The organism is Streptomyces sp. NPDC006326, assembly GCF_040612915.1.
Lineage (GTDB): Bacteria > Actinomycetota > Actinomycetes > Streptomycetales > Streptomycetaceae > Streptomyces.
The window spans coordinates 104827-121171 of record NZ_JBEXRC010000018.1 but is presented as its reverse complement, the minus strand read 5'-3'; the positions used below and the strand labels follow the sequence as shown (position 1 = coordinate 121171).

Annotated in this window: 14 protein-coding genes; 5 read left to right on the top strand and 9 right to left on the bottom strand. The window is 74.5% G+C overall.

Annotated elements, in window-relative coordinates:
* The first annotated feature begins 13 nt into the window (after positions 1–13).
* Positions 14–562, top strand: coding sequence for a hypothetical protein (locus tag ABZ128_RS16695; RefSeq protein ID WP_356849038.1), 549 nt, complete (start codon positions 14–16; stop codon positions 560–562).
* Here the strand turns inward: ABZ128_RS16695 and ABZ128_RS16690 are convergent.
* Both ABZ128_RS16690 and ABZ128_RS16685 read right to left on the bottom strand, forming a co-directional pair.
* The gene (locus ABZ128_RS16690; protein WP_356849036.1) at positions 543–1748 is read right to left on the bottom strand and encodes an SWIM zinc finger family protein; all 1206 of its coding nucleotides are present in this window, start codon (positions 1746–1748) and stop codon (positions 543–545) included. The two genes, ABZ128_RS16695 and ABZ128_RS16690, sit on opposite strands and share 20 nt — an antisense overlap.
* On the bottom strand, positions 1745–4609 hold the full coding sequence (locus tag ABZ128_RS16685; RefSeq protein WP_356849034.1) for a DEAD/DEAH box helicase: 2865 nt from the start codon (positions 4607–4609) through the stop codon (positions 1745–1747). Before ABZ128_RS16685 ends, ABZ128_RS16690 begins: the two co-directional genes overlap by 4 nt.
* A 215-nt stretch (positions 4610–4824) precedes the next feature.
* On the opposite strand from ABZ128_RS16685, the gene ABZ128_RS16680 reads away from it, so the two are divergent.
* A complete protein-coding gene (locus tag ABZ128_RS16680; protein WP_356849032.1) occupies positions 4825–5082 on the top strand; it encodes a DUF6343 family protein in 258 nt (85 codons plus the stop codon).
* Positions 5083–5127: 45 nt separating this feature from the next.
* On the opposite strand, the gene ABZ128_RS16675 is transcribed toward ABZ128_RS16680, so the two are convergent.
* From ABZ128_RS16675 to rpsA, 4 genes are all read right to left on the bottom strand, one after another.
* On the bottom strand, positions 5128–5529 hold the full coding sequence (locus tag ABZ128_RS16675; protein ID WP_356849030.1) for a tetratricopeptide repeat protein: 402 nt from the start codon (positions 5527–5529) through the stop codon (positions 5128–5130).
* 98 nt (positions 5530–5627) lie between these two features.
* Positions 5628–6239 carry a dephospho-CoA kinase gene (gene coaE / locus ABZ128_RS16670; protein ID WP_356849029.1) on the bottom strand — a complete coding sequence of 204 codons (612 nt, stop codon included), beginning with the start codon at positions 6237–6239 and terminating at the stop codon, positions 5628–5630.
* 83 nt (positions 6240–6322) lie between these two features.
* Entirely contained in the window at positions 6323–7261 is a 939-nt protein-coding gene (locus ABZ128_RS16665) for a PAC2 family protein (protein ID WP_356849027.1), read from the bottom strand.
* A gap of 215 nt (positions 7262–7476) precedes the next feature.
* Positions 7477–8985 carry a 30S ribosomal protein S1 gene (gene rpsA / locus ABZ128_RS16660; protein WP_356849025.1) on the bottom strand — a complete coding sequence of 503 codons (1509 nt, stop codon included), beginning with the start codon at positions 8983–8985 and terminating at the stop codon, positions 7477–7479.
* 420 nt (positions 8986–9405) lie between these two features.
* Here rpsA and ABZ128_RS16655 point away from each other — a divergent pair, with 420 nt between their 5' ends.
* Together ABZ128_RS16655 and hrpB are read left to right on the top strand one after the other, a co-directional pair.
* The gene (locus ABZ128_RS16655; RefSeq protein ID WP_356849023.1) at positions 9406–10260 is read left to right on the top strand and encodes a class I SAM-dependent methyltransferase; all 855 of its coding nucleotides are present in this window, start codon (positions 9406–9408) and stop codon (positions 10258–10260) included.
* Positions 10261–10263: 3 nt separating this feature from the next.
* Positions 10264–12843 carry an ATP-dependent helicase HrpB gene (gene hrpB, locus ABZ128_RS16650; protein ID WP_356849021.1) on the top strand — a complete coding sequence of 860 codons (2580 nt, stop codon included), beginning with the start codon at positions 10264–10266 and terminating at the stop codon, positions 12841–12843.
* Here hrpB and ABZ128_RS16645 read toward each other — a convergent pair.
* The 3 genes from ABZ128_RS16645 to ABZ128_RS16635 form a co-directional block, all read right to left on the bottom strand.
* Positions 12833–13804 (bottom strand): DUF3068 domain-containing protein, encoded by a 972-nt coding sequence (locus ABZ128_RS16645; RefSeq protein ID WP_356849020.1) that lies wholly within the window; start codon positions 13802–13804, stop codon positions 12833–12835. The genes hrpB and ABZ128_RS16645 overlap by 11 nt on opposite strands.
* A gap of 12 nt (positions 13805–13816) precedes the next feature.
* A complete protein-coding gene (locus tag ABZ128_RS16640) occupies positions 13817–13960 on the bottom strand; it encodes an SPW_0924 family protein (protein WP_356849018.1) in 144 nt (47 codons plus the stop codon).
* Positions 13961–14039: 79 nt separating this feature from the next.
* On the bottom strand, positions 14040–15275 hold the full coding sequence (locus ABZ128_RS16635) for a lytic transglycosylase domain-containing protein (RefSeq protein WP_356849016.1): 1236 nt from the start codon (positions 15273–15275) through the stop codon (positions 14040–14042).
* 148 nt (positions 15276–15423) lie between these two features.
* Here ABZ128_RS16635 and ABZ128_RS16630 point away from each other — a divergent pair, with 148 nt between their 5' ends.
* Positions 15424–16314 carry a DUF4184 family protein gene (locus ABZ128_RS16630; RefSeq protein ID WP_356849014.1) on the top strand — a complete coding sequence of 297 codons (891 nt, stop codon included), beginning with the start codon at positions 15424–15426 and terminating at the stop codon, positions 16312–16314.
* Positions 16315–16345 lie beyond the last annotated feature (31 nt).

The window sequence follows — 16345 nt, the reverse complement described above, 5'->3', positions numbered from 1 at the left end:
TAGGGCCCCCTGCATGAGTGTTCGCCCCCTGCTGCTCCTGGATGTGGACGGCCCCCTCAACCCCTTCCGCTCTCCCCTGGCCGGACTGCGCGGATACACCAGCCACCGGATGCGCCCGGCCATCTGGATGTCCCGCCGCTCCCCGGACTCCCGCAGCGCACAGCGCGGCCTGCGCGTCCGCCTCCACCCCGCCCACGGCGCCCGCCTGCTCGCCCTGCCCTACGAACTCGTGTGGGCCACGACCTGGATGCACGAGGCCAACACGATGATCGCCCCGCACATCGGACTACCCGCTGATCTTCCCGTCATCGAGTGGCCGGAACTCTTCGCCCGCGACCCCGACGGCCTCTCCTGGAAGACCCGCCCCCTCCTGGACTGGGCCGCGGGCCGTCCCTTCGCCTGGGTCGACGACATGATCAACTCCCGGGACCGGGCCTGGATCGCCGCCCGCCACCCCGCCCCGGCCCTCCTGCTGCGCATCCACCCCCGCCGGGGCCTGCGCCCCCGCGACTTCTCGGCACTGGCCGACTGGGCGGCGCGGCTCAGCCGAGGAGGGCGCTGACGGGGTCGGCCGACGGGGTCCCCGTGGGCCACCAGTCGTCGGAGCCCGGGCGGGACTCGTAGGCGTACCAGAGGCCGTCGCGGCCCAGCCGGAGCTGGCGCGTGCGGGCGGTGAGACGGTTGCGGTCGGGACGGAACGCCCCCTGGGAGGCGGCCAGGAGGGCCGGGCGAGCCCGGTCGAAGGGGCCCGCCGGCGGATCCCAGGGCTCCTCCAGCGCGGCGAGCGCGGGCAGCCCGCCCTGGCGCCAGGCCGCCGCGGCCCGCGCGAGGTCGGTGGGAGTGCGGCCGGTGGCTCGCGCCAGGTCCCGGTAGAGGGTGCGGGCCGCCCCGGTCAGCCCGGCCGTGGGGTGGGCGGAGGCCAGGCGGACCGCGTCCTGCCACAGGCTGAGCCCGGCCAGGGGGTCCTCGCCGGTGGTGAGGAGGGCCAGGGCCCGGGCGGCGGCGTCCGTGGCGAGCTGCTCCAGGGCGAGCGGGTCCGGGGCGGCGGGATCGGCCGGGTAGGCGGGCGGGAGGCCGGTCGCGGCCGGCGGGGCCTGCGGCGCCGGCAGCGGGGGCAGCACGCCACGGGCGAGCACGGCCCGGGCCGGGACTCCGGGGAAGCCCGGTGCGGCCCCGGGCCGTTCGCGGACGGCATGGGCGGCGCTGCGGCGGGTCAGCTCGTCGAGCAGCTCCCGCTCGCCCCGGCCGCGCAGGAGCAGCGCGACGAACGGGTCCTCGTCGAGCAGGCGGGCCGCCCGGTAGCAGAGGGCCGCGGCGTGCTTGCACGGCGGACGGCCGGTGTCCGGGCAGGAGCAGCGCGGCAGGAGCTCGCCCGGGCCGGGCATGACGGTACCCGCCAGCGACTGCGGAACCTCCCGCTCCAGCAGGGCGGCGAGAGCCCCCGGATCGGCTGCCAGCTCCTCCAGCACCTCGCTCCACACGCTGTCGGGGAAGGGACTCAGCGCCAGCTCCGTGCGGTACGGGCGGGCCCGGCTGCCCCGGACGTACGCGACGAGCCGCCCCGGGGTGACCGTGACCGCCTCGACGTGGCCCTCGACCGCATACGCCCGCCCCCGCGCGAGGCGCGCCGGGTCGCGTGAGGTCTCCTCCAGGGCCGACACCCAGGCCCGGCCCCACCAGCTCTCCGCCTCCACCCCGGCGGGCACCGCGTCGAAGGTCCGGCGGCGGTCGTCCCGCGCGGTGATCACGCCGGCCTCCGCAGCGCGACGAGGTCGGCCAGCTCGCGGTCGGTCAGCTCGGTCAGCGCCGCCTCGCCCGAACCGAGGACGGCATCGGCCAGCGCCCGCTTCGCCTCCAGCATCTCGGCGATCCGGTCCTCCACCGTGCCCTCGGCGATGATCCGGTGGACCTGGACGGGCTGGGTCTGGCCGATGCGGTAGGCGCGGTCGGTGGCCTGCTCCTCCACGGCCGGGTTCCACCAGCGGTCGAAGTGGACGACATGTCCGGCCCGGGTCAGGTTCAGCCCGGTGCCCGCGGCCTTCAACGACAGCAGGAAGACGGGGACTTCACCGGACTGGAAGCGGTCCACGAGCTCCTCCCGGCGCGCCACCGGGGTCCCGCCGTGCAGCAGCTGGTGCGCGATCCCCCGCGCCGACAGGTGCCGCTCGATGATCCGGGCCATCGTCACGTACTGCGTGAAGACCAGGACCGAGCCGTCCTCCGCCAGGATCGTGTCCAGCAGCTCGTCCAGCAGGGCCAGCTTGCCCGAGCGGTGCGGGATCCGGGGCTGCTCCTCCTTCAGGTACTGCGCCGGGTGGTTGCAGATCTGCTTGAGCGAGGCCAGCAGCTTCATGATCATGCCGCGCCGCTCCATGCCCTCGCTCGCCCCGATCACCGCCATCGCCTCGTCCACCGCCGCCTGGTACAGCGAGGCCTGCTCGCGGGTGAGGGAGACCGGGTGGTCGGTCTCCGTCTTGGGCGGCAGCTCGGGGGCGATACCGGGGTCGGACTTCTTGCGGCGCAGCAGGAACGGCCGCACGAGCGCCGCCAGCCGGGCGACGGCCGCCTCATTGCCCCCGTCCTCTTCCTGCTGGTGCTCCACGGGGCGGGCGTGGCGGGCGCGGAAGGTGGTGAGCGGGCCCAGCAGACCCGGCGTGGTCCAGTCGAGCAGCGCCCACAGCTCGGACAGGTTGTTCTCCACCGGGGTGCCCGTCAGCGCCACCCGGGCGGGCGCCGGCAGGGTGCGCAGCGCCTTCGCCGTCGCCGAATGCGGGTTCTTCACGTGCTGCGCCTCATCGGCGACGACCATGCCCCAGCGCTGCTCGGCCAGCCGGGCCGCGCTCGCGCGCATCGTCCCGTACGTGGTGAGCACGAAGCCGCCGGCCAGACCGTCGAGGCTGCGGCCGCCGCCGTGGAAGCGCCGCACCGGCACCCCCGGGGCGAACCTCTCGATCTCCCGCTGCCAGTTGCCCAGCAGCGAGGCCGGGCACACCACCAGCGTCGGCTCGGGGCGGTCCCGGTGCAGGTGCAGCGCGATCAGGGTGACGGTCTTGCCGAGGCCCATGTCGTCGGCGAGGCAGCCGCCGAGGCCGAGCGAGGTCATCAGGTCCAGCCAGGCCAGGCCGCGGGCCTGGTAGTCCCGCAGGGTCGCCTTCAGCCCGGCGGGCTGCGGCAGCGGGGCCAGTTCCCCGGTCAGCCGCTCCCGCAGCGCGGCCAGCGCCCCGACGGGAACCGCCTCGACCGGCTCGCCGTCGACCTCGGCCGTCCCCGTCAGTACGGTGGCCAGCGCGTCCACCGGATCCAGCAGCCCGAGCTCCCGCTTGCGCGCCTTGCGCACCAGCTCCGGATCGACCCGCACCCACTGGTCGCGCAGGCGCACCACGGGCCGGTGGGCCTGCGCCAGGGCGTCCATCTCCGCCGGGGTGAGCCGGTCGCCGCCGAGCGCGAGCTCCCAGGAGAAGGCGAAGAGGTGGCCGGCGTCGAAGAAGGCCGTGCCGTCGGTGGCCGATCCGGGCGCGGTGGACCGTACGACCGCGGTCGCGGACAGCGTACGGGCCAGCTCGCGCGGCCAGTGGACCGCGACCCCGGCGGCCGCCAGCCGGCTCCCGGCCACGCCCAGCAGGTCTTCGAGCTCCGGGTCCGAGAGGGCGAGGGCATCGGGGACCGGCTGGTCCAGCAGGCGCTGAAGCGGCGGCCAGACGCGGGCGGCCCGGCGCAGCGCGAGGACGGCGTCGATCCGGGCGCGCGGGCCGAACCCTGCGGCGGCCGCGCCGGCCCACAGCTCGGCGGCGTCGGTGACGAGGGTGGGATCGGCGAGGCTGTGCACCTGCACGACGGCGGCCCCCGCCCGGCGGGTGTCGGCCTCGCCGGGCCCGGTCTCCCCGGCCTGGCCGGGCTCCTGCGCCGCGTCGAAGATCTGGAAGGAGGACAGGTCGAGCCGCAGGGAGACGCCCACCCCGGCGTCGGCGCCGGCCGCGACCTGCGCGGCCCAGGCCTCCATCCCCCGGGCCTGCTGCGGCTCCACGGCCGCGAACGGCCGCCCGGCGGCCACGGGCGCGGCCGGAGTCCGGGGCAGTACGTCGGCGACGGCATCGAGGAACGCCCGCACCAGCGCCTCCGGTTCGGGCAGTTGGAGCGGACGCCTTCCGGGCAGCGGGACCGCATGCCCCTCGGGCGGGAGGGCGGCGGCCACCGCCCTCAGGTGGCCGATGTCCTCGGCGTCCAGCGGACCGGCGCGCCAGGCGTCGACCCCGTCGGCGGTGAGACCGGGGAGCAGCCGGCCGCGCGCCACGAGGCCGAGGGCCTGCACGGCGGCCGTGCCCCAGGCCCGGGACGCCGGATGAGCGGCGGGGCTGCGCGGGGCGCGGGCGAGCAGGGGCAGGGCCGCGCCGAGGGGCAGGGTCAGGGCGGGGACGGTACGGGTGCGGACTCCGATGCCGTGGGCGCGGACCACGGTGAGCGGTGTGGGCGTGCCGGTCTCGGGCAGGGCGTCGCCGTCGGGGGCCCAGAAGGCGATACGGGCCTCGCGGGGCACGGGGGCGGGGAGGAACACGGCGGCGTGCCGCAGCAGGGCGGCCGGCGGTGCCGACGTCTCGGCCTGCGCTGCCATGGTGTCCCCCTCTCCAGGTGTCCCGCCCGACGAATCTCCTCTGCCGCCGAGTCTAGGCTCCCCCACTGACACCGCCGCTGACCTGCACATACGCCGGGACCTGGGCCCGCCCCGCCGACCGGTGCCCGCCCGCAGGCCCGCTCGGCGCCGGCACCTCGGCGCAGGTGGCAGCATGGGGAGGAGGGGCGGAGGACGATGACGGCGAGGCGATGGTCATGCGTTCCGGAAACGAGCCGGTGACCGCGCGCAGTGCGCTGCGGCTGAGGTTCTGGCTGAGCCTGTGGGGCCTGCTCTGGGCCGCCGCGGGGACGGCCGCCTTCTCGATGGTGGGCCGCCCCGGCTGGGCCGCCGCCTGCGGGGTGGTCGCGGTGCTCGCGATCGTGGACCTGATGGTGGTGGTGCACCACATCCACCAGGGCCCCCACTACCAGCCCGGCCCCGACATCCCGCCGTACGAGCCGCCCGGACACTGAGGGCCCCGCGGACGCGCCCGGCCGTCGACGGCCCGCGGCCTCGGCCTACTCCTCGAAGCGGGCCGCCGCCAGGTAGTCCGGCTGGGGGTCCAGCGCCGCCGCGAGGCGGAAGTGCTTGCGGGCCTGCGCGGGGCGGCCCGCGCGCTCATGGGTGCGGGCCAGCGCGAAGTGCGCGAACGCGTTGTCCGGCTCCCGCTCCAGCACGAGCTCGAATTCCAGCGCCGCCGGGCGCAGTTGGGCCGAGGCGAAGAAGGCCCGGGCGCGCAGCAGCCGGGCCGCCGTGTTCTCCGGGTGGGCGGCTATGACGGAGTCGAGCAGTTTCACCGCGCCGCGCGGGTCGCGGGCGGCCAGCAGCTGTTCGGCGGCCCGGTAGTCGATGACGTGCGTCTCCGGGGACGCGCCGGACGGCGAAGGCTGCGGCGCCGGCTGCGGCGTGGTGTCGGACACGGTCTGTTCCTTCCCTCTCCCGCGCGTTCAACGCCGTCCGCCCCGCCCGCATTCCGGCCGGGCCTGCGCACCGCGGACGGGGCCCCGCGCGTGCGCCGTCAGGCCCCGCTCGCGGCGGCCGCCCGGGCGGTGAGTTCCTCCCAGACCTTGCGTACCTGCGGCTCCAGCGCCGTCAGCGGCCCGTCGTTGTCGATCACCAGCGTGGCCACCGCCAGCCGCTGCTCGCGCGTGGCCTGCGCGGCCATCCGGGCCCGCGCCTCCTCCTCGGCCATCCCGCGCAGCCCGGTCAGCCGGTCCAGCTGCGTCTGCGGTGCCGCGTCCACCACGACCACCAGGTCGTACAGCGGCGCCAGGCCGTTCTCCGCGAGCAGCGGTACGTCGTGCACCACGATCGCCCCGGGTCCCGCGGCGGCCTCCAGCTCGGCCGACCGGGCGCCGACCAGCGGGTGCACGATCGCGTTGAGGGTCTGGAGCTTCGCCTGGTCGGCGAAGACGATCGATCCCAGCTTCGGCCGGTCCAGTCCGCCCTCGGGGGTCAGGACGGACTCCCCGAAGGCCGCGACGATCGCCGCGAGCCCCGGTGTCCCGGGCTCCACGACCTCCCGCGCGATGCGGTCGGCGTCCACGACGACCGCCCCGTACCCCGCCAGCAGCCGCGAGACCTCGCTCTTGCCGGCACCGATTCCGCCTGTCAGGCCCACCTTCAGCATGCCCAGCAGCCTAAACCCCGCGCCCCGGCCCGCCGTACGGAACCCCGTACGGCGGGCCAGGGCGCGCCTCCACGCCTGCGTGGTCAGCCCTCGCCCTCGCGCTCGGCGAGGAACCGCTCGAACTCGCGGCCGATCTCGTCCGCCGACGGGATCTCCGCCGGCTCGGCGATCATGTTGCCCCGGGTCTCGGCCCCGGCCGCGGCGTCGTACTGGTGTTCAAGACCCTGGACCAGGGCGACCAGTTCCTCGTCGCCCTCGCGGATCTGCCGGTCGATCTCCGTCTGCGTGCGGTGCGCCTCCGTCCGCAGGGCGTGCGCCACGGCCGGCAGGACCAGCCCGGTCGCCGCCGTGATCGCCTCCAGCACGGTCAGCGCGGCGTCCGGGTACGGGGAGCGGGCGACGTAGTGCGGTACGTGGGCCGCGACGCCCAGCACGTCGTGCCCGGCCTGGCCGAGGCGGAACTCGACCAGCGATTCGGCACTGCCCGGTACCTGCGCCTCGTCGAACGGGCTGCGGTGGCCCGGCATCAGGTCGGTGCGGTTGCCGTGCGGGGTGATGCCGACGGGCCGGGTGTGCGGGACGCCCATCGGGATGCCGTGGAAGTTGACCGAGAGCCGCACGCCGAGCCGCTCCACGATCTGCCGGACGGCGGCGGCGAAGCGCTCCCACTCCACGTCCGGCTCCGGGCCGGACAGCAGCAGGAAGGGCGCACCCGTGGCGTCCTGGACGAGGCGGAGCTCCAGCCGGGGCTCCTCGAACTCGCTCCAGTGGTCGCGCTGGAAGGTCAGCAGCGGGCGCCGGGCCCGGTAGTCGACCAGCCGGTCGGCGTCGAAGCGGGCGACCACCTGGTGCGGCAGCGTGTCGAGCAGCCGCTCGACGATCTGCTCGCCGGCCTCACCCGCGTCGATGTATCCCTCGAAGTGGTAGAGCATGACCAGCCCGGCCGAGTCCTGGGCCAGCGCCAGGTCCGCCACTGCCAGGCCCTTGGCATCCCATTCGTACAAACCTCGTGGATCAAGCACCGCTACCACTCCTCCTCGCCGCCTTCTCTGCCATGAACGTCCAAGAGGGCTGCACCATTCCCCAGTTGGCGGCTTTCCCGGGCTTTCCCGGGAACGCGAACGGCCACCGGCCACCAGGCCCGCCCCGGACAGCAGTAAGGCCCGTCCCCCCGAGGGGACGGGCCTTACTTTCAGCTCAGCTCACACCGCAGCGCGGTGCGTGCGTCGTGCTGCGATCAGCTCTGGCCGCCGGCCAGCTTCTCGCGCAGCGCGGCCAGGGCCTCGTCGGAGGCCAGGGCGCCCGAGGTCTCGTCCGACTCCGAGGAGTAGGAACCACCCGAGATGCCCGCACCGGCGTTGCCACCGGCGACCGGGGCGGCAGCGCCCTCGGCGGCAGCGGCCTCGTCGGCCTCGCGGCTCTTGATGACCTGGGCCTGGTGCTGCTCGAAGCGGACCTGCGCCTCGGCGTACTGGCGCTCCCAGGTCTCGCGCTGGGTCTCGTAGCCCTCAAGCCAGTCGTTGGTCTCGGGGTCGAAGCCCTCGGGGTAGATGTAGTTCCCCTGGTCGTCGTAGGACGCGGCCATGCCGTACAGGGTCGGGTCGAACTCGACCGACGCCGGGTCGGCACCGAAGGACTCGTTGGCCTGCTTCAGGGACAGCGAGATCCGGCGACGCTCAAGGTCGATGTCGATGACCTTGACGAAGATCTCGTCGTTGACCTGGACGACCTGCTCCGGGATCTCCACGTGGCGCTCGGCCAGCTCGGAGATGTGGACCAGACCCTCGATGCCCTCGTCCACACGGACGAACGCACCGAACGGAACCAGCTTGGTGACCTTACCCGGGACGACCTGACCGATCTGGTGGGTCCGGGCGAACTGCTGCCACGGGTCCTCCTGCGTCGCCTTCAGCGACAGGGAGACGCGCTCGCGGTCCATGTCCACGTCGAGAACCTCGACGGTGACCTCCTGGCCGACCTCGACGACCTCGGACGGGTGGTCGATGTGCTTCCAGGACAGCTCGGAGACGTGCACGAGACCGTCGACGCCACCCAGGTCCACGAAGGCACCGAAGTTGACGATCGAGGAGACGACGCCGGAGCGGACCTGACCCTTCTGCAGGGTGGTGAGGAACGTCTGGCGGACCTCGGACTGGGTCTGCTCCAGCCAGGCGCGGCGGGACAGGACCACGTTGTTGCGGTTCTTGTCCAGCTCGATGATCTTGGCTTCGAGCTCCTTGCCCACGTAGGGCTGGAGGTCGCGGACGCGACGCATCTCGACGAGGGAGGCCGGCAGGAAGCCACGGAGGCCGATGTCGAGGATGAGACCACCCTTGACGACCTCGATGACGGTACCGGTGACGATGCCGTCCTCTTCCTTGATCTTCTCGATCGTGCCCCAGGCACGCTCGTACTGAGCGCGCTTCTTGGACAGGATCAGACGGCCTTCCTTGTCCTCCTTCTGGAGAACCAGGGCCTCGATCTCGTCGCCGACCTTGACGACCTCGTTCGGGTCGACGTCGTGCTTGATCGAGAGCTCGCGGCTCGGGATCACGCCTTCGGTCTTGTAACCGATGTCGAGCAGGACCTCGTCCCGGTCGACCTTCACGATGACGCCGTCGACGATGTCGCCGTCGTTGAAGTACTTGATCGTCTCGTCGATCGCGGCGAGGAAGGCTTCCTCGTTACCGATGTCGTTGACCGCTACCTGCGGAGTGGTAGAGGTGGTCTCGGTGCTGCTCGTCATGTGGGAAAGGGCTCCGGTTACGGACAGAAAGTCGTAGGTACTGCTACGCCGGGAGCCCTTATCGGCATCTGCCGAAGAAGCCGGACAGCCAAGGAAGCCCCAGATTCCGCCGAAGGCGGCAAGGGCCTCGAAAACCGAGGGGTCATCAACAGATGCAAGCGCAGCCTGCTAGGTCTGAGGAGCACAGGCTCGCAGCGCAACTTGTAGCATACGGGGGCAGCCGGACACGGTCAATGCGCGAAGGCGCACACCCCGGGCGGATCACCGCATAACCGGCACAATTCGTGGGCGGGAGCACGCCGGTGGCCCTCCTGCCTCCGGCCGGAAAGTCCGGGGACACGACCGCGCACACCACCCACGACGCGTCCGAAGACACGTCCGAACATCCGAAGACATCCGCAGACTACGACGACGGGCCCCATGAACCAAGAGGACTACGCCCCCGAAGACGCGTACGAGGCCGCCCCCGGCGCCGAGGACGACGCCGAGGCCACCCGCCGTGACGCCGACGAAGCGGAGAGCAGCCGGGCGAGCCGCAGCTGGTGGGACCGCAACGCCGACGACTACCAGAGCGAGCACGGGGCCTTCCTCGGCGACGACCGCTTCGTCTGGGGCCCCGAGGGCCTCGACGAGGCGGAGGCCGCCCTCCTCGGCCCGGCGGCCTCACTCAAGGGCAAGGCCGTCCTGGAGATCGGCGCCGGAGCCGCCCAGTGCTCGCGCTGGCTGGCCGCCCAGGGCGCCCGCCCGGTGGCCCTGGACCTCTCCCACCGCCAGCTCCAGCACGCGCTGCGCATCGGCGAGGACGTCCCGCTGGTGGAGGCCGACGCCGGGCGGCTGCCCTTCCGCGACGGCTCCTTCGACCTGGCCTGCTCCGCCTACGGCGCCGTCCCCTTCGTCGCCGACCCCGTCAACGTGATGCGCGAAGTGCACCGCGTCCTGCGCCCGGGCGGCCGCTGGGTCTTCTCCGTCACCCACCCCGTGCGCTGGGCCTTCCCGGACGAGCCCGGCCCCGAGGGGTTGTCCGTGTCCGCCTCCTATTTCGACCGCACCCCGTACGTGGAGCAGGACGAACGGGGACGCGCGGTGTACGTGGAGCACCACCGCACCCTCGGCGACCGGGTCCGCGACGTGGTGGCGGGCGGTTTCCGCCTGCTCGACCTGGTCGAGCCGGAATGGCCCGGATGGAACACCCAGGAGTGGGGCGGCTGGTCCCCGCTGCGCGGCAACCTGATCCCCGGCACCGCGATCTTCGTCTGCGAACGACCCGAGGACTGACCCTTGATCCGTACGGCCGCCCTCGACTCCCTGCCCGTACGCGAGGCCGTGCCCGCGCTCCTCTGCGCGCTGGACGGGCACGGCACCGCGGTGCTCTGCGCCCCGCCCGGCACCGGCAAGACCACGCTGGTGCCGCTGGTCCTGGCCGGGCTGGTGGGAGACGGCCGGCGCCGCCGCGTCCTGGTGGCCGAGCCGCGACGGATCGCCGCCCGGGCCGCAGCGCGCCGGATGGCGTGGCTCCTGGGCGAGGCCGTGGGGGAATCGGTCGGCTTCACGGTGCGCGGCGAACGGGCCGTCGGCCCGCGCACGGCCGTGGAAGTGGTCACCACCGGCGTGCTCCTGCAGCGCCTCCAGCGCGACCAGGAGCTGGCCGGCACCGACGTGGTGGTCCTGGACGAATGCCACGAGCGACACCTCGACGCGGACACCGCCGCCGCCTTCCTCCTGGACGTACGGCAGACCCTGCGCCCGGAGCTGCGCCTGGTGGCCGCTTCGGCGACGACCGATGCGGCCGGCTGGGCCCGGCTGCTGGGGGACGCGCCGGTGGTGGAGGCCGAGGGCGTCTCCTACCCGGTGGAGGTCGTGTGGGCGCCTCCGGCCCGCCCGGTGCGGCCGCCGCACGGGATGCGGGTGGACCCGGCGCAGCTGGCGCACGTGGCATCCGTGGTGCGGCGGGCGCTGGCGGAACGTTCCGGCGACGTCCTGTGCTTCCTGCCCGGCGTCGGCGAGATCGCCCGGGTCGCGGGACGGCTGGAACCGGTCGTCGGCGCGGAGGTGCTCCAGCTGCACGGCCGGGCCCTGCAGTCCGTGCAGGACGCGGCGCTGACCGCGGGCGCCCACCGCCGGGTGATCCTGGCGACGGCGGTCGCGGAGTCGAGCCTGACCGTGCCCGGCGTACGGGTGGTCGTCGACTCGGGTCTGGCCCGGGAGCCCCGGGTCGACCATGCGCGGGGCCTGGGCTCCCTGGCGACCGTACGGGTGTCCCGCGCGGGGGCCCGTCAGCGGGCGGGGCGGGCCGGGCGCGAGGCGCCGGGAGCGGTGTACCGCTGCTGGTCCGAGGCCGAGGACTCCCGGCTGACGGCCTACCCGTCGCCGGAGATCCGGACCGCGGATCTGGCGGCGTTCGCGCTCCAGGCAGCCTGCTGGGGCGATCCCGACGCGTCCGGGCTGGCCCTGCTGGACCCGCCGTCCGCCGGGGCGATGGCCGCCGCACGGGAGGTCCTGGTGACGATCGGCGCGGTGGACGACGCCGGGCGGCCGACCCCGCGCGGGCTGCGCATGGCCCGGCTGGGTCTGCACCCGCGCCTGGCGCGGGCCCTGCTGGACGGCGCGGAGATCCTGGGCGTGCAGCGGGCCGCGCCCCTGGTCGCCCTGTTGACGGAGGAGCCGCCGCGCGAGTACGGGGACGACCTGGCGGCCGCCTGGCGCCAGGCGTTCCAGGGCGTCGGGGGCTACGGACCGCGCTGGCGGCAGGAGTACCGCCGCTTGATCCAAGCCGTCCAGGGGGCGGCCGCGGCCCCACCCGATCGGCTCTCGCCGGGCACTCCCGGGGCGCGGGAGTACCCGAGCGGACGCCCCGACTGGTTCGGCGGCGAGCCCCGCAACGACCAGGCCGCCGGGCTGATCGCGGCTCTGGCCTTCCCCGAGCGCGTGGCGAGGGCCAAGGGCGGCGGGGCCTTCCTCATGGCCTCCGGCACGGGGGCCGAGCTCGGCGAAGGCTCTGCGCTGCGCAGCGCGCCCTGGCTGGCGGTGGCCGTCGCCGACCGGGCCCCGCACTCCGCCTCCGCGCGGGTCCGGCTGGCAGCGGTCCTCGACGAGGACACCGCCCGCGCCGCCGCCGCACACCTGCTGACCTCCGCGGAGGAAGTGCACTGGGTGGACGGCGACGTGGTGGCCCGGTCGGTGGAGCGGCTCGGTGCCGTCGAGCTGGTCGCCCGGCCGCTGCGCGACCCCGACCCCGCCCTGGTCCGGGCCGCCCTCCTCGACGGGCTCCGCACCGACGGCCTGGGCCTGCTGCGCTGGTCCGCGGACGCAACGGCGCTGCGCGCCCGGCTGGGCTTCCTGCACCGCACCCTCGGCGGCGCCTGGCCCGACGTACAGCACGACGGCGCGCTGCTGGAGCGCGCCGACGACTGGCTGGAGCCCGAGCTGTCCCGCGCCCGGCGCCGGGCCGACCTCGGGCGGATCGACGCCGGGCAGGCCTTGCTGCGGCTGCTGCCCTGGTCCACCGGCGAGGCCGGCCGCCTGGACGAGCTGGCCCCGGAACGGATCGAGGTGCCCAGCGGCTCGCGGATCCGGGTCGACTACTCCGCCGAGCACGGGCAGCCGGTCCTCGCCGTGAAGCTCCAGGAGATGTTCGGGCTGGCCGAGACCCCGCGGGTGGCCGGGGTGCCGGTGCTGGTGCACCTGCTGTCACCGGCCGGGCGGCCCGCCGCCGTGACCGCCGACCTCGCCTCCTTCTGGCAGGACGGCTACCGCGCCGTCCGCGCCGAGCTGCGCGGCCGCTACCCCAAGCACCCCTGGCCGCAGGACCCGGCCACCGCGGAGCCCACCCGCCACACCAACGCCCGCCTCAGACGGTGAACCCCTCCTCGGGGCGGCGGCCGCGCGCCTCCAGCCACAGCGCGAGCCCGAACAGCGCGAGCCCGCCCGCCGCCAGCCCGACCGGGGCGTACGTGTGCAGCGCGAGGACCTTCACCCGGTTCGAGGCGACGAGCTCGCGCGTGTACTCCGCGTAGTCGTCCCTCATCTTCACGTGCCCCGCGAAGACGGTGAGCCTGCCCTCGGGTGCCCCGGCCGCGATGCCGCCGCGCATCTCCTGCTCGATGACCTGCTCGGCGTTGACGGGGGCTCCGGTCACCGGGTCGACCCAGAACATCGCCTTCGTCTTGTACCAGAGGCTGGTGCCGGTGCTCTGCTCGAAGGTCGCCGGGTCGATGCCCTCGATCGGCATCTTCTTCGGCAGGGAGACCTTCGTCCAGGGGACCGTCTGCTCGTAGTAGTACACGTCCATCCCGTGGAAGGTGCGCGGGCCGACGTAGTGGATGGGCGAGGAGGTGCGGGTCTGCGCGTCGAAGTAGAGGTAGTCGCGCGGCTCGGTGAAGAACGGCCACTTGAACTCGATGCCCTCGCGCCTGACCGGGTCCCCGTCGACCGCCTCGCCGGTGGCGTGCACGGGCTCCTGGGTGTGGGCGTCGAAGATGTAGCGCTCGGGGATCTGGGAGACCATCTTGCCGTCCGGGCCCATGATGTGGGTGAGGGTGTCCCAGACGACGACGTCCTTGCCCGCGCTCGCCTCGATCTCCTCGGAGGCCTCGACGTTGCCCTTCAGGGTCTGGACGATCGTGACCTTGTCGACCTTCTTGGGCTCCATGCCGGCGGTGTAGTCGAGGAGGATGGCGTCCTTCGCCTCCAGGACCACCTCCTGGTACTGGTTCGGCGGGATCTTGGCGAGCCGGGGGTACGCGTACCAGCGCAGCAGCGGGGCGAGGGCTGCGCAGAACACCGCCAGGGCCAGCAGGACGAGGCTCACTCTGCGTCGCACGGCCGGGCCTCCCTACTCCTGTCCGGGCGCGGTGGGCGCGGTGGTGAGCAGCGGTCTGGGCGAGGTCTTGCCTTCCGGCACTCCGAACGCCGTGACGGCGAACACGAGGGCCAGCGCGGCGGCAAGCCCGATGACGGCGGCGGCGAGTGCGCGCATGCGGGGCCCCTCCGGGATCTGATGGGGTGTCAGGGAGGGGGCACCGTAGCAATGCGCGGGCGAGATGAGAACCGTTGGACTACGGGCTTTGCGTGCGGCTCGGCACCGGGGGCCGGGACGGCTGCGGTGATGGCGCCGGTGGTGTCTGCGGCTGCGGCTGCGCGGGGCCGGGAGAGGCGGACGGGCTCGGCCGGGGGCTGGGCACCGGGCTGGGGGTGGGCCGCGGGGACGGCGTCGGGGCCGGGCCGGGGGTGCCGCTGGGCGAGGGCGAGGGCGAGGGGGTGGGCGTGGGCGACGGGCTCGGCGTCGGGGTCGGCGTGGGGGTGGGGGTCGGGCTCGGTGTGGGAGCCGGGCTCGGGCTCGGCGTGGGGCTCGGGCTCGGCGTGGGAGTCGGGCTCGGTGTGGGGGTCGGGCTCGGCGTGGCCGGCGGGGTCGGCTCCGGCCTCGGCTTCGCGGACTGCGGTACGGCCGGCGCCCCCGGGCCCCTGCCGTCCGGGATCTCGTGCGTCCCCTTGAGGTAGTACGCGTACCAGGACCGCACCGTCCTCAGGTATTCCGCGGAGTGGTTGTACGCCAGCACGGCCCGGTCCAGATCGGCCTCCGCCCGCAGGTCCCGGCTGCCGGCGCAGAGGTAGCGCGCGGCGGCGAGGGCCGCGTCGTACACGTTGTCCGGGTTGCGCCGGCCGTCGCCGTCCGCGTCCTGTCCCCAGACCGCCCAGGTGGAGGGGATGAACTGCATCGGCCCGACCGCCCGGTCATAGACCGCGTCGCCGTCGTAGGCCCCGCCGTCGGTGTCCTTGACGGTCGCGAAGCCGCGGCCGTCGAGTACGGGCCCGCGGATCGGCCGGAGCGTGGTGCCCGCGGCGTCGACCCGGCCGCCGGCCGCCTGCCCGGACTCGACCTTGCCGATCGCCGCGAGGAGCTGCCAGCGCAGCCCGCAGCGGGGGTCGGTTGCGGCCACGCGCTGCTCCGCCTGCCGGTACGCCGCCAGCACGGTGGCCGGTATGCCCTGGGCGGCGCCCGCTTCGGAGCCGCCCAGGGCGACGGGCTCTCCCCGCGGCTCGGGCGCAGCGGTGGCCGACGGCCCGGGGCCGGTCGCGGGCGGCAGTTCGGCGGACCAGGCGGTGTCGCCGCCCGTGCCCGGCGGCGGTGGCGGTGGCGCGGCCTGTGCGAGGCCGTCCCCGCCGGCGGCCAACGGCCGTTCACCGGGCGGGCCTTGGGAGGCGGTCACGGCCGCCGCCACGAGTGCGCAGACGAGGGCGGCGACCCCGCCCCTGCGCAGCCTGCGTCCGGATCGAGCCGTCCGAGCCGACATGAGCCGGGCCCCTTCCCCTCGACGTCGGCGTGACCATACGTCAACTCTCTTGACAGGTACACGCATCGGCGGCCGGGTTTCACGAGGTCCTCACTTCGTGCGCAGCTGACGCATACTGGCTGCTCCGCGAAGTCACAGGAGAGGTGCCATGCCGTTCACGCTCAGCCATGCGGCTGCCGTCCTGCCGGCCGTCCGCCGCACCGGCCGCGCACGCGGACCGCTGGTCGCCTCCGCGCTCGTCCTCGGCTCGTTCGCACCCGACACGTTCTACTTCGCGGACGCCGTGGTGGAGGGCGTCATGCCGTACGGCGACGTCACCCACTCGCTGCCCGGCGTGTTCACCGCGGACGCCGTGCTCACCGCCGCCCTCACGGCGTGCTGGCTGCTGCTGCGCGAGCCGCTGACCGCGCTGCTGCCGCACCGCTGGCAGGGACGTGTCCATGCCGCCGTGCGGGGCGAGCGGTGGCGGCAGGAGCGCCGGCCGGCCCGGCTGGCGCTGTGGTTCTACCTCTCGGCGGTCCTCGGCTCGCTCACCCACGTCGGGTGGGACAGCTTCACGCACATGGACCGGTGGGGCACGAACGCGCTGCCCTGGCTCGGGGAGCCGATCGCCTTCGGCTTTCCTCCCTACACCTACCTGCAGTACGGGACTTCGGCGGTGGCGGCCTGCGTCCTGCTCTGGTTCACGGTGACCGCCCTGCGCCGCCTGCCCGCCTCCCCGGTCCCGGCGTCCGTGCCGGTGCTGGGCCGCGGGGAGGTCCTGGGCGGGGCGGCCCTGGTCGTGGTGTGCGTGGCGGCCGGTGTGACGATGCGCGTCCTGCGCTTCTTCACCTTCTTCGACCGGATCCGCACGCCGCTCGACATCGTCCCGACGGTCTGTTTCGGCGCGGGCGGCGGCCTCGCCGTGGGCCTGCTGCTGTACGGGGCCCTCGTACGCCTGCTGCACCGCCCGCTCCGCGACCGCGACGGGGACCGCGACCGGGACGGCGACGGGGACCGGCCCCGCGACGAGACGCGAACGCCCGTCCCCACCGCATAGCGGGGACGGGCGCCGTACGGGCCGGGCCCGG